At 66.9% G+C, this 12,377-nt stretch carries 12 protein-coding genes and 1 pseudogene; 5 read left to right on the top strand and 8 right to left on the bottom strand.

Annotated elements, in window-relative coordinates; genetic code table 11:
- Positions 1-341 precede the first annotated feature (341 nt).
- Positions 342-1,010 carry a response regulator transcription factor gene (locus ACFXKA_RS05860; RefSeq protein WP_354835110.1) on the top strand — a complete coding sequence of 223 codons (669 nt, stop codon included), beginning with the start codon at positions 342-344 and terminating at the stop codon, positions 1,008-1,010.
- Positions 1,007-2,311 (top strand): HAMP domain-containing sensor histidine kinase, encoded by a 1,305-nt coding sequence (locus tag ACFXKA_RS05855; RefSeq protein WP_354835108.1) that lies wholly within the window; start codon positions 1,007-1,009, stop codon positions 2,309-2,311. The genes ACFXKA_RS05860 and ACFXKA_RS05855 overlap by 4 nt, the downstream gene beginning before the upstream one ends.
- 205 nt (positions 2,312-2,516) lie before the next feature.
- Here ACFXKA_RS05855 and ACFXKA_RS05850 read toward each other — a convergent pair whose 3' ends face one another.
- Positions 2,517-2,687 carry a hypothetical protein gene (locus ACFXKA_RS05850; protein ID WP_379426291.1) on the bottom strand — a complete coding sequence of 57 codons (171 nt, stop codon included), beginning with the start codon at positions 2,685-2,687 and terminating at the stop codon, positions 2,517-2,519.
- A gap of 57 nt (positions 2,688-2,744) precedes the next feature.
- Here ACFXKA_RS05850 and ACFXKA_RS05845 point away from each other — a divergent pair, with 57 nt between their 5' ends.
- Both ACFXKA_RS05845 and ACFXKA_RS05840 read left to right on the top strand, forming a co-directional pair.
- Positions 2,745-3,401, top strand: coding sequence for a histidine phosphatase family protein (locus ACFXKA_RS05845; RefSeq protein WP_379426290.1), 657 nt, complete (start codon positions 2,745-2,747; stop codon positions 3,399-3,401).
- Between the two features lie 312 nt (positions 3,402-3,713).
- Positions 3,714-4,994: a PucR family transcriptional regulator gene (locus ACFXKA_RS05840; RefSeq protein ID WP_379426289.1), complete on the top strand. Its 1,281-nt coding sequence runs from the start codon at positions 3,714-3,716 to the stop codon at positions 4,992-4,994.
- A 42-nt stretch (positions 4,995-5,036) separates the two neighbouring features.
- On the opposite strand, the pseudogene ACFXKA_RS05835 reads toward ACFXKA_RS05840, so the two are convergent.
- Positions 5,037-5,177, bottom strand: a pseudogene (locus ACFXKA_RS05835) (lipase family protein); the annotation flags it as partial.
- 181 nt (positions 5,178-5,358) lie between these two features.
- Between ACFXKA_RS05835 and ACFXKA_RS05830 the strand changes: the two are divergent.
- Entirely contained in the window at positions 5,359-5,601 is a 243-nt protein-coding gene (locus tag ACFXKA_RS05830) for a hypothetical protein (RefSeq protein ID WP_364613198.1), read from the top strand.
- A gap of 36 nt (positions 5,602-5,637) precedes the next feature.
- Here ACFXKA_RS05830 and ACFXKA_RS05825 read toward each other — a convergent pair whose 3' ends face one another.
- The 6 genes from ACFXKA_RS05825 to ACFXKA_RS05800 all read right to left on the bottom strand — a co-directional run bounded on the left by ACFXKA_RS05825 (position 5,638) and on the right by ACFXKA_RS05800 (position 12,334).
- Positions 5,638-6,648 (bottom strand): alpha/beta hydrolase, encoded by a 1,011-nt coding sequence (locus ACFXKA_RS05825; RefSeq protein WP_379426288.1) that lies wholly within the window; start codon positions 6,646-6,648, stop codon positions 5,638-5,640.
- Between the two features lie 428 nt (positions 6,649-7,076).
- Positions 7,077-8,042 carry a DUF2332 domain-containing protein gene (locus ACFXKA_RS05820; RefSeq protein ID WP_379426287.1) on the bottom strand — a complete coding sequence of 322 codons (966 nt, stop codon included), beginning with the start codon at positions 8,040-8,042 and terminating at the stop codon, positions 7,077-7,079.
- A gap of 77 nt (positions 8,043-8,119) precedes the next feature.
- Positions 8,120-10,225, bottom strand: coding sequence for a class 1b ribonucleoside-diphosphate reductase subunit alpha (gene nrdE / locus ACFXKA_RS05815; RefSeq protein ID WP_354835350.1), 2,106 nt, complete (start codon positions 10,223-10,225; stop codon positions 8,120-8,122).
- A gap of 35 nt (positions 10,226-10,260) precedes the next feature.
- Entirely contained in the window at positions 10,261-10,731 is a 471-nt protein-coding gene (nrdI, locus tag ACFXKA_RS05810) for a class Ib ribonucleoside-diphosphate reductase assembly flavoprotein NrdI (protein WP_379426286.1), read from the bottom strand.
- Positions 10,732-10,794: 63 nt separating this feature from the next.
- Entirely contained in the window at positions 10,795-11,034 is a 240-nt protein-coding gene (locus ACFXKA_RS05805) for a redoxin NrdH (RefSeq protein WP_040860114.1), read from the bottom strand.
- Positions 11,035-11,485: 451 nt separating this feature from the next.
- Positions 11,486-12,334 carry a G1 family glutamic endopeptidase gene (locus ACFXKA_RS05800; protein ID WP_379426285.1) on the bottom strand — a complete coding sequence of 283 codons (849 nt, stop codon included), beginning with the start codon at positions 12,332-12,334 and terminating at the stop codon, positions 11,486-11,488.
- Positions 12,335-12,377 lie beyond the last annotated feature (43 nt).

The raw sequence follows: 12,377 nt of genomic DNA, 5'->3' as shown, positions 1-12,377 counted from the left end.
GTAAAGAGTGGATGGGAGGCACCGGGGCACACCGCGGGCACCGCACCCACCGCCGCCAGCGAAGCTAAGGACGGATTCGGGGGGCGATGCCACACGGCCTTCGACTGGGAGGTTCGCCGCGCATGCACCTCACCCCCTCTCGGTAGCCGCTGACAGAAACAACCGCGTTCAGGATACAGCGGGTTGCCTGCGACCCTCGACCTGGCGGGCGGTTCCGTGAGAGGGTCGGAAGCCGGTGGTAGCGCGCCGGTTTGCCGTCGGATCATTTTCCGATCATTTTTCGCCGATCCGGACGCCGCAGCCGTTGGGCAGGCGTCCGGGATGCCCTACTCTCTGCCTCTGTGCGTGTTTTGGTGCTGGAGGACGACCACCAACTCTGCCGTGAGGTGACCGATGGGTTGCGCTCGGCCGGGTTCGCGGTCGACCTCGCCCAGAGCATCGCCGACGCGGATTTCAAGATCGCCATCAATCGCTACGACTGCCTGGTGGTGGATCGCGGCCTGCCCGACGGCGACGGCCTGGACCTGGTCGCCGGGGCGCGCAGCGCCGGGCACACGGTGCCCGCGCTCATGCTCACCGGCCGCGACGGGCTCGACGATCGGCTGGCCGGTTTCGAGCACGGCGCCGACGACTACCTGACCAAACCCTTCGCGCTGCCGGAGCTGGTGATGCGGGTGCGGGCGCTGTGCCGCCGCCGCGAACAGCCCACCGCGTCGCGAATCGCGGTGGCGGACATCGATATCGACCTGATGCGCCGCCGGGTCACCCGCGCCGGCATCATGCTGATGCTCACCCCCAAGGAGTTCGCGGTGCTCGAGCTCATGGCGACCCGGCGCGGCAGCGTGGTGACCCGCACCGATCTCATCGAGTGCTGCTGGGACGAAATGGCCGAGCCCGCTTCGAATGTGGTGGACGCGGTGGTGGCGAAGCTGCGCCGCAAGCTCGGGGAGCCGAGCGTGATCGAGACCGTGCGGGGTACGGGATTCCTCATCGGCGGCGGGATCTCGTGAGCGCGCACCGCTCCCCCGCCGTGGCCCGGCTGAAGCGGGCCCGCTGGATCATGACCGCGCTGGTCACCGTGATCACCGCGACGGCCGTGCTGGTGTTCGGCTTCGTGGCCGCCTCCATCGACGCGCACGCGCGCCAAACCAGGGCGCAGGATCAGGCCGAGCAGGTGGCGGGCGGGCTGGCCCGGGCCATTCAGCACGACGACAAGCAGGTGCTGGACCTGTCCACCGTCATCGACGACGAGCTGGCCAAGGGTTCGACGGCGGTCGTGGTGGCGGTGCGCAAACCGGGCGAGCCGTGGAAGCAGGCGCACACCTACCAGCGTTCGCTCATGCCCGATGACACCCAGATCTCCACGCTCGCAACGCAAACCGAGGATCACGCCGACGGCCTGCTCTATCAGGGCAGCCGGTTCGCGGGCACCGACATCACCGGCCGCTCGGTGACGGTGGCGGGCGCCCCGGTGTTCTGGAACGACTGGGACAGCATCGTGGTCATCCTGGCCGGGACCGAGGCCATGGCCGACGCCGGGGCGCATCGAATCCTGGTGTGGGAGTTGATCGCCGGCGGTGGCCTGCTGGTCCTGCTGTCGGCGGCGGCCACCTTCCTGCTGTCCGGGCGCAGCCAGCGGCAGGCGTTGCGCATGCTGGACGAGCACGAGCAGTTCCTCGGCGATGCCGCGCACGAATTGCGTACGCCGCTCACCACCTTGAAGTTGCTCACCGAATCCCGGCCCAAGCCCGAGGAGGTACAGCAGACGCTGGCCGAGGCGCGCCGGCTCGCGGATCGGATGGCGCGCCTGGTGACCGGGCTGCTGGCCCGCGCCCGCATGCAGTCCGGCATCGCCGAACCCGAGCGCACCCTGCTGCGACTGGATCAGCTGGCCGAGGCGGTGGCCGAGGAGGCCGCCGACGAGCGCATCGTGGTGACCGCGCACCCGAGCGTGGTGGTGGGCGATCCGCAGCTGCTGAGCCTGGCGATCCGGAACATGCTGGAGAACGGGCTGACCCACGGCGCGGTGAACCGGGCCGCGCCGGTCGAGGTGCACGTGGCGGAGGGGCGGGTCAGCATTCGCGATCACGGCCCGGGCGTCGATCCGGTCATGTCGGCCAGCCCGTTCAATCGCGGCGCGGCCGGGCGCAGCGGGCGCAATGGCATCGGGCTGGCGCTGGTCGCCTGGGTGGCGCAGGCGCACGGCGGCAATGCCTCCATCGAGCCCGCGGTCGGCGGCGGCACCATCGCCACGCTGTGGCTGCCGCCCGCCGACATCACGGTGGGCAGTCCGGTCGCCGCGCACCGGTAGCGAAACCCGGTGCGCGGATCCGCCTCCCGGTGCGGCGACTCCGGCATGTGCCGCCCCGCCACGAACACCAGCGCCGCGCCGACGCCGCCGAGCATGAACAGCCAGCGCCGGCCGACGATCCCCAGGGGCCGCAGCGGCACCAGCCAGCGGGCCAGGAAGCCGACGGCGGGGACCGCGCAGAAGCCGAGGGTGTAGGCGACGGCGATCATCCGCCCGCGCACCCGGCGGGCATGGTCTCCGACAGGTAGCCGTCGGAGACCGTCATCTCCGCGCCGACCAGCGCGAGCAGCTTGTACTGCACGGGACCCAGCGGCAGTTCGTCCAGTCGCACCGGCGGACCGGTCCGGGCATCGCGGGGGTCACCGAGTGTGGTCATTGGGCAAACTCACCATTTCACCGGGCGGTCGGCGATGGTTGCGCGCACGATATATGGGTGGACGCGACGGGAGCGGGACTGGAATCACTGACCATGGTGCGACACGGCCAGAGCACCGTCAACGCGGCGCCGTACACCGGGGCGGAGGAATTCATCACGGGCACACGGGATGCCGACGTGCCGCTGACCGAGCTGGGCGCGGCGCAGGCGGCGGCGGCCGGGAGACGGCTGGCCGGGTTCGATCCGGGCTTCGACCTGGTGCTCTGCTCGCCGTACCTGCGCGCCCGCGAGACCGCCCGCATCGCGCTCGTTTTCCTGTCGACGCCGCCCGTGCACTTCGACGAGCGGATCCGGGACCGGGAGCCCGGGGTGCTGTTCGGGCTCACCAGAATCGGCATTCAGCGCCGCTACCCGGACGAATTCCGGGAGATGCAGCGCTCGGGCGGCTTCTACCATCGCCCGCCGGGCGGCGAATCCTGGCCCGACGTCGCGCTCCGGCTGCGGGCCGTGCTCCGCGAAATGCACGGCCATGTCCTGGTTTTCACCCATGACATCGCAATCGTGCTGACCCGCTACATCTTCGGGGATCTGAGCGAGGCCGAGATCAGCGTCCAGACCAGCGCCCAGGTCCGCAACGCGTCCATAACCCGTTGGGAGCGAGGCGATTCCGGGATGCGGCTCACCTCGTACAACGACACCAGCCACCTGGGCTGATCACCGCCCCGGGAATGTCCACCCGGGCTGACAGGATTCCGTTCCGAGGGGAGTCGGATAGATCACCCCGGTGGCGCTCTCACGCCTCGGTCGGGCGCCCGTTTCACCCGCGTGTCCACGCGAATTGCCCCGCGTCGACGCTGCCCGGCCGTCATGCGGGGCCGGCCTGGCGCATGTGAGAAGTCACAAGAGCGCCGAAAGCGCATTACTGTGCCTCACAGGAGAGATCGATCCGGCCGCTGGTACCGGCGGCATCCGTTAGCGTTTCAGGTCCCGGAAGGGGCACAACCCGGGGGTGGAAGGGAGTCACGGATGTCCGTGGGAATTCCGGCCCGGGCGGGGCTCACCGTGTCGGGCAACCCGATATCGTCGCCGCTCAAGGATGTGCGCGGGCTCGCGCAGCACATGGTGGGGCATTTCGTCGAAACCGTCGCGCCGTGCGGGACGCTGCCCGGCGACGCCATTCACGGCGACGTCACAGCCATCACCCGCACCTGCCTGGAGCTGGCGGTGGGCATGCTGGACGGGCGCGACATTCCGGAGAAGACAAAGCGTTTGGAGGAGGCGGCCGCGCAGTGGGCGCGCGAGGGCATTCCGATCGACACCATCCACCACGCCATCCACGAGGGCTTCAAGATCGGGTCGGAGCTGGTGATGGCCAATGCCATGGCCGGGCACGTGCGCCGCGAGGACGACGACGGCGATGTCACGCTGGTCATTGCGGCCGCCGACATGGACAGCATCATGGGCGGGGCCAAACTCGTGGTGGAGCTGCTGGACCGGATGACCTCTGCGGTGGCCATGGCCTATGTGCGGGAGCTGCGGTCGGTGGTGAGCGAACACCACACCGCCGTGCACACGCTCACCTCCGCGCTGCTGGGCGGGCACAGCACCTCCACCATGGCGCGCGAATGCGGGATCGAGATCGCCGAGACGTATCACGTACTGGCGCTGGCGATTCCCGAGCATCCCGAGGAGCACTCCCCCACCGTGGACGGTGCGGTGGTGGCGCGGCGCAAGCTGCGCCGGATACAGGCCGAACTGGCCCACCGGTATCCCGACCGCGTGCTGTCGCTGCTGAGCGTGGACGGCGGCACGCTGCTGGTGCCGGTCACGGCGCTCGCGGACCAGCAGCTGGACGAACTGGTCGAGCAGCTGTCGCGGGCGGCCCGGGTGCCGATCACCGCGACGCTGGTTTCCGCTGCGCCGCAACAGATTCCGGATGCCGCCGACCAGGCGCACGAGCTGCTCGACATCGTGCACCGGCTGCGGCTGGTGCGCGGGCTGTTCCGCTTCGACGAGCTGGCACTGGAATATCAGCTCACCCGTCCGGGACCGGGCCGCGATCATCTTGGGTCGCTGCTGGATCCGCTCGACGAGCACGCCGAGCTGCTGGAGACGCTGCAGTCGCACATCAGCAACAACCTGAACCGGCAGCGCACGGCGCGCATGCTGCACGTGCACACCAATACCGTGGACTACCGGCTCAAGCGGATCGGACAGCTGACCGGGTTCGATCCCACCCAGGCGTCGGGGCTGTGGTACCTGCGTTCGGCGCTGGTGGCCCGCACCTATCAGGCGGCGGGCTGCTGACCTGTGGCGGTCGGCCGGACCGTCGGCAATCGGCCGGCGGGTTCAGCAGTTGGTCGGTGCCGGCTCGCCGCGCAGGCGGGCATCCAGCCAGGCGAGCGCGGGCGGGAGACCGAGGACGGCGGCGGTGAGATGGTCGGGCACCGGAACCTGCACGCTCCACACCTGCGCGCCGGCCGCACAGTAGTCAACATTTCTGTTCCAACGCGTAACAACTACCCTCGCGCCGCGCTTGTGACATTTCCAAGGTCGAATCCGGAACATGTTCCCGTACAGGCCAATCCGGTTACCTTCGGTTACAGAGACGCGCAGCCGCCAAAGGAGTCGGCTCGCGCGTCTCCACGCCACTACTCGAGGAGCAGCACGCATGGCCGGCATCACCGAAGGCAAGGTTCTGTTCGACAGCATCGGGGAGGCGCTCACCCATCGCGTCACCGTGTATCTCGGCGGGCCCGACGAAGGGGCCGAACTCACCATGGAATACGCGGCCACCTGGAAAGAGGCGTCCGACTTCACCGTGGCGGCCGTGCACGCCGGACTGGCCGTGACGGTGGACAGCCGGATCCGGCCGGGACTCCGCCGACTGCCCCGCTACGGATTTCGACACTGAGATACTTTGCGCCCCAATCGCATTCGGGCGGTGCGACTACCGCCCGGAGGCCGAGGCGAACGCGGTGGCGAGGGTATCCCAGGCCGGGCCCAGCTCGGCGGAGAAGTCCTCCCAGGCGTGAATTCCGGTCGGCTCGTAGTGCACGGTGGCGGGAATTCGCAAGTCGCTCAGTCGATTCGCGAAATGCTCGGTGCAGACGCGGGCGCCGGCCTCCAGCACCACGCCGCCCCCGGCGGCCTCCAGGGCGGCCGGGATGTCGGGCGACTTCAATACCTGGGTCAGATCGGGCAGGCCCGGGAGACCGGAGGCGGCCGACACATAGATCACGGTGCCGCGCAGGGCTTCCGCCCAGACGGTGCTGTCGTGGATCAGCCAGTCGAAGGTGCCGGGCGGGCCCCACAGGTTCATGATGTTGCCGCCGCGCGAGGCGACGGTGAGCGCGGTGATCGCACTGCCGGAAGGGTCGATGGTCGAGTAGCAGCCGCTCAATCCGGCGACGGCGCGGTAGAAGCCGGGGTGGCGATGGGCGAGCATCATCGCGCCCTGCGCACCCATGGATACGCCCGCGATAGCCCGGCGGCCGTCGGAATGCAGATAGGGCTCGATGGCGCCGGGTAGCTCGGCAGTCAGGAAGGTCTCCCAGCGGTTCCAGCCGAGCGCGGCGTCGGCATGCAGCCAGTCGGTGTACATGCTGCCGGTGGCGCCCGCGGGCAGAACGACGTCAACGGGCTTGTCCGCGAAGAATTCCGGCGCGTGCCCCTTGGTCAGCCAGTCGGATACGCCCTCGGCGTCCACCCCGTCCAGCAGATAGAGGGTGGGCCGGGGACCCGCGCCGGAGCCGTGCAGCACATCGAGGGCGACGTTGCGGCCCATGGCAGCGGAGGTGACCTCCACCCGCTCCCAGTTCGGACCGAACTGATGCACTCGGGTCACATCCGCCGGGGACGCGGACCGGTACGGCATTCCGGCATGGGCGGTCGCGCCCAGCGGCGGGCACGCGAATATCGCCAGCGCCACCGCGACCCCGGCGGCAACCCGGGGCCTCACGACTCCGCTCCCACATCGGGATTCCTCTGAATCATGTTGTGCGACAAGCTAACTCCTCATGCGCCGGCGCGATATCCGAAGAACCCACCGAGCGGGTGCGAGGTTGGCCGCTCGGTGGGTCTTCATCCGATGGGAGTGCAGTTGCGACTGCACCGGCAGTACATGTCTCGAACAAGCAGTCCTCGGCATGCGGGGGCAGGAGAGGACTTCCTACTCACCTCCAAAAACGGGAGTCCTGATGCGATTCCGATTCCGGCATCGACCGCGCAGTTCGGTGATTCGATACCCGAATCACAGCGAGCCTAACCAGGCTCGAACCGCGATCGGCAGGGCGCGAGCCACGTTCTGGAGAGTTCACAACAGCGGGCGGCGCGGTCGTGGGGTCGACCACAGCAGCGGTCATCCCCTGTCTTCTGGTCCTTTGTCTTTCAGCGCTTTCCGAACCAGTCGAGGCTCTGCCCGTGCGGGCGTGTATACGCCATCGGGACGCCGTTCGATGCAAGTACCAGGTGTACGTCTGCGGGTCCAGCCGGGAGCGCATCGGTGGCGAAATCAACTACTCCCGGCGGCTCGTTGGTAATCCACTCACACGGAAGCTCTCGCATCATGGCCGGGAAAGCCGCACGATCGGTGCGGGCTAGATAGAGCAGGACAGCACTGCCGAAAACGATGACGGGTATATCGGAGGGAGCTTCGTGGACCAGGTCCGCCAGGGCATTGCTGAGATCGCCCCGCACCAGATGCGGCGGGTTCTCCCGGGCGATGGCGGCGGCATGGCGCAAGCGGTCCAGGCGGTTTCGCTGTTCGGGCCAGACGAGAGATTCCAGCCAGCGCATGTCCTCGGGATCCCGGACATCGAGCGGGTTGAGGTCGATACCCGCGCGGTGCACGACGTTCGGTAGTTCGGTGGGCAGTGGCGGGTTACCGGTGGTGGCGCATGGCAGGACGACGGTGGAGCGCCCGTCTCGGGGGTCGAGGGTGGGGCCGTCGTCGTAGGTGTAGCTGTACCGGTCGGGGTACAGGCACAGTCCGGCAGAGGCACCGAATTCTATGAGCGCCACCGGATCCGAGCCGTGCCGGGCGAGCAGCGGGAGCAGGGTCGCGGTTCGGCCCACCTCGTTGGTCTGGGTGCGACGGGTCGTGGCGACATCCCGGACCCCGGGCCAGTTGGTGATCAGGAAGTCCTTGAACTCCTCGAATGGCCCCACCGTCACGCCCAGGTAGCGGGCCGCACCGAGGATCAGGTTGGGCTGGCGCTTGTGCACGGGCAGGGTGTCGATGAGGGCGAGAAGCTCGGTATCCCCGGCGATTCCGAGGCACCAGTGCTCGTAGCAGGGCGAGTAGCCCCGTACCTCCTTCTCGGCGAATGCCCGGTATCGATCGGCGGTTTCCATCCTGCCTCCCCCACATCGGCTTTCACGAAAAAGGGCGTCCGCGGCAGTTGCCGGGACGCCCTTATCGATAGCACCTGTCAGAGCATGCAGCTCACGCAGCCCTCGACCTCGGTTCCTTCCAGGGCCATCTGGCGGATGCGAATGTAGTAGAGGGTCTTGATGCCCTTGCGCCAGGCGTAGATCTGGGCCCGGTTGACGTCGCGGGTGGTGGCGCTGTCCTTGAAGAACAAGGTCAGGGACAGGCCCTGGTCGACGTGCTGCGTCGCCGCGGCGTAGGTGTCGATGATCTTCTCGTAGCCGATGTCGTAGGCGTCCCCGAAGTATTCGAGGTTGTCGTTGGTCAGGTAGGGGGCCGGGTAGTAGACACGGCCGATCTTGCCTTCCTTGCGGATCTCGATCTTGGACGCCACCGGGTGGATGGAGCTGGTGGAGTGGTTGATGTAGGAGATCGAGCCGGTCGGCGGCACCGCCTGCAGGTTCTGGTTGTAGATGCCGTGCTCCATGACCGACGCCTTCAGCGCCCGCCAGTCGTCCTGGGTCGGGATGTGGACGCCGGCGTCGGCGAAGATCTGGGCGACGCGGTCGGTCTTGGGCTCCCACGCCTGGTCGGTGTACTTGTCGAAGAACTCGCCGGTGGCGTACTTCGAGTCGGCGAAGCCGCCGAACGCCGAACCCCGCTCCATCGCAATCAGATTCGAGGCACGGATCGCGTGGTAGGCGATCGTGTAGAAGTAGATGTTGGTGAAGTCCACGCCCTCTTCGGAGCCGTAGTGGACCCGCTCGCGCGCCAGGTAGCCGTGCAGGTTCATCTGCCCCAGGCCGATGGCGTGGGACTCGTTGTTGCCCTGCTCGATCGAGGGCACCGAATAGATGTGGGTCTGGTCCGACACCGCGGTCAGCGCGCGAATCGCGACCTCGACCGACTTGCCGAGGTCCGGCGAGTCCATGGTCTTGGCGATGTTCAGCGAACCCAGGTTGCACGAGATGTCCTTGCCCACCTTGGCGTAGGACAGATCGTCGTTGAACTCCGACGCGGTGGAGACCTGCAGGATCTCCGAGCACAGGTTGGAGTGGGTGATCTTGCCCGCGATCGGGTTGGCCCGGTTCACGGTGTCCTCGTACATGATGTACGGGTAGCCCGACTCGAACTGCAGCTCGGCGATGGTCTGGAAGAACTCGCGAGCCTTGATCTTGGACTTGCGGATCCGCTTGTCGTCGACCATCTCGTAGTACTTCTCGGTCACATTGATGTCGGCGAACGGCACGCCGTAGATGCGCTCCACGTCGTACGGCGAGAACAGGTACATGTCCTCGTTCTTCTTCGCCAGCTCGAAGGTGATGTCCGGAATCACCACACCCAGCGACAGCGTCTTGATGCGGATCTTCTCGTCCGCATTCTCCCGCTTGGTGTCCAGGAACCGGTAGATGTCGGGGTGGTGCGCGTGCAGGTACACCGCACCCGCGCCCTGCCGCGCACCCAGCTGGTTGGCGTAGGAGAACGAGTCCTCCAGCAGCTTCATGATCGGAATGACGCCGGAGGACTGGTTCTCGATCTTCTTGATCGGCGCGCCGGCCTCACGAATATTGCTGAGCAACAGGGCAACACCGCCGCCGCGCTTGGACAGCTGCAGGGCGGAGTTGATGGAGCGGCCGATCGACTCCATATTGTCTTCGATGCGGAGCAGGAAGCAGGACACCGGCTCGCCGCGCTGCTGCTTGCCCGAGTTGAGGAAGGTGGGGGTGGCCGGCTGGAAGCGGCCGTCCATGATCTCCTCGACCAGCTCGCGCGCCAGGGTCTCGTCACCGGCGGCCAGGGCCAGGGCCACCATGCACACGCGGTCCTCGAAACGCTCCAGGTAGCGCTTGCCGTCGAAGGTCTTCAGCGTGTACGAGGTGTAGTACTTGAACGCGCCGAGGAAGGTCGGGAACCGGAACTTCTTGGCGTACGCCTGCTTGAACAGCTGCTTGACGAACTCACGGGAGTACTGGTCGAGCACCTCGGTCTCGTAGTAGTTCTCGCGCACCAGGTAGTCGAGCTTCTCCTCCAGATTGTGGAAGAAGACCGTGTTCTGGTTGACGTGCTGCAGGAAGTACTGATGCGCGGCTTCCCGGTCCTTGTCGAACTGGATCTCGCCGTTGGGGCCGTACAGGTTCAGCATCGCGTTGAGGGCGTGATAGTCCAGTCCCTCGGTCGCGGAGTCGCCGCTGACCGGGCGCTCTACGCGGGCAGTCTTTCCGACCGGTGCTGTTGTCGTTGCCAAAACAATCCCAATCCCTCTCGGACGCGCTCGACGTCCTCGGCAGTTCCCATGAGTTCGAAGCGATACAGGTACGGGACCCCTGCCTTACGTGAGATCACTTCTCCCGCATAGCAGTACGTATCGCCGAAGTTCGTGTTGCCGCTCGCGATCACGCCGCGCAGCAGGGCGCGGTTGTGCGGGTCGTTGAGGAACTTGGCCACCTGGCGAGGCACGAATTCCCTGTCGGATCGCTGCCCACCCAAAACGTGCCGACCTCCCCCGTAGGTGGGGACGATCAGCACGAAGGGTTGGTCGACGCGAAGCGAGTCGGCGGTGTGAAGCGGTATGCGAACGGCGGGCACGCCCAGTCGTTCGACGAAGCGGTGCGTGTTCTCCGAAGCGCTCGAGAAGTAGACCAGATTCGGTGTCGCGCTGGACATCTCGGTCATCTCCCCTCCTTTCGATTCGGACGAACCTGCAGGAGGCCGCCGGCCCTGATCGGCGGCGCGGCGTCAGGCGACGGCGACGATGTCGGCCAGAGCCTTGATGCGGTCCGGGCGGAAGCCGGACCAGTGGTCGTCACCGGCGACGACGACGGGGGCCTGCAGGTAGCCCAGGGCCATGACGTAGTCGCGGGCTTCGGGGTTCTCGGAGATGTCGATGACGCTGTAGTCGACACCAGCCTTGTCGAGGGCGCGGTACGTGGCGTTGCACTGGACACAAGCGGGCTTGGTGTAAACGGTGATGGTCATTGGTATCCCCTTCTCCTTAGCCTTTGATCTGTCTGCAGTGCACGGCTCAAACAAGATCCACGTAGTAAGTGCGCAAACCCCTGGAAGTGGAACCGAAGCCCCTGGTCGCTCGGTGAACTTCGAGGTGTTCACCTGGTGGCCTTCCAGCTCCCAAGACACTACACCTAGTGGCCGACAGATTCATACAACACGACATGTTGCGACTCACAAAGGTGAAATTCCAGTGTCGTAAGTACCTGGACACTCGATTCGCAACTCGACACGACTGCGACGCACATCACAATTTCGGCATTCAGTTCATTTCCAGCAAACACACCATCACCGCTGATCAACACCCACCCCACGAGTCACAGCAGACTCGAGCGACCACCCGGTTTGCCACCCCGCCGAGCCCTGCCCCCAATTCCAGGGCCCCCGGTCCACTCGGCGTGTCGCGGCGTTTGCGCCCGCTCTACCGGATGGTGAAGGACGCGCCGTCGATCGGACCGGGCGTCAGCAACCGATTGGTGGCCGCGATCCCATAGGCCTCGGCGTCATAGGCCGCCAGTGGCAGACCGTCGATGGTGATGTCGGTGAAGGTGATCGGATCGAAACCGGGCAGCGCGCCGCTGAGATGGCCCTCGACGATGATCTCCGCGGTGTGGGCGGGTACCGAAGAGGCGGAGACCGTGGTGCGGGACCACTTCGCAGTGCGGTTCTCCAACGTCATGACGTAGCGCCCGTTGTCCCAGCTGACCACCGAATGCATGATGTCGCCCGGCCGGACCGCCACGTCGTCGTAACTCACCGGCGCGTCCGGGTAACGCTCCCACCAGCCGTCGACCTGCGTATCGGGGGTGCAGGAACCACCGAGGAGACCGAGCGAGCACAGGCCGTCCGCGGCCGCGCCCAGCAGGTCGGACAGCTTGCCCCCGGCGTTCATGACCACCCCGGCCAGGTCCGGATCGGCGTACGCCACGCCCGCGGCGGCGGATTCCACCTGCAGACCCGGCAGGGCCGCGTACACGGCCACGTCACTGGCGCACAGGGATTCGACGCCGGTCTGCACGAGCGGGAGTGCGACCTGGCCATCGAGCCCGGCGGCGCCGTTCAATCCCACCCAGGGCACCACGCGCTGCAGGATGCCCGGATTGAGACAGTCCACCCGCGGCTGCACCCAGGTGGCGCTGACCTCCCGGAATTCCCCCCGCACCACGTACCCGGCCCAGTTGCCCAGATAGAGACGGACATACGACTCGGCCACCGCGTCGGCGGCATTGACCACCACCGAGGCGGCCGAGACGGCCAGGGTAACCGCCATGAAACAACGGCCTAACAGAGTGTTGCCCGTTGATAGCTTCATG

The organism is Nocardia sp. NPDC059228 (genome assembly GCF_042754245.1).
Classification (GTDB): Bacteria; Actinomycetota; Actinomycetes; order Mycobacteriales; family Mycobacteriaceae; genus Nocardia.
Note: the sequence above shows the minus strand (reverse complement) of the source record. Positions and strands in the feature narration are given on the sequence as shown.

Bases quoted from the DNA above. Each gene is read 5' to 3' on its own strand.
- ACFXKA_RS05850 (WP_379426291.1), bottom strand. From the start codon at position 2,687: ATGACCACACTCGGTGACCCCCGCGATGCCCGGACCGGTCCGCCGGTG.
- ACFXKA_RS05840 (WP_379426289.1), top strand. From the start codon at position 3,714: ATGTCCGTGGGAATTCCGGCCCGGGCGGGGCTCACCGTGTCGGGCAAC.
- ACFXKA_RS05800 (WP_379426285.1), bottom strand. From the start codon at position 12,334: ATGGCGGTTACCCTGGCCGTCTCGGCCGCCTCGGTGGTGGTCAATGCC.
- ACFXKA_RS05830 (WP_364613198.1), top strand. From the start codon at position 5,359: ATGGCCGGCATCACCGAAGGCAAGGTTCTGTTCGACAGCATCGGGGAG.
- nrdI (WP_379426286.1), bottom strand. From the start codon at position 10,731: ATGACCGAGATGTCCAGCGCGACACCGAATCTGGTCTACTTCTCGAGC.
- ACFXKA_RS05820 (WP_379426287.1), bottom strand. From the start codon at position 8,042: ATGGAAACCGCCGATCGATACCGGGCATTCGCCGAGAAGGAGGTACGG.
- ACFXKA_RS05805 (WP_040860114.1), bottom strand. From the start codon at position 11,034: ATGACCATCACCGTTTACACCAAGCCCGCTTGTGTCCAGTGCAACGCC.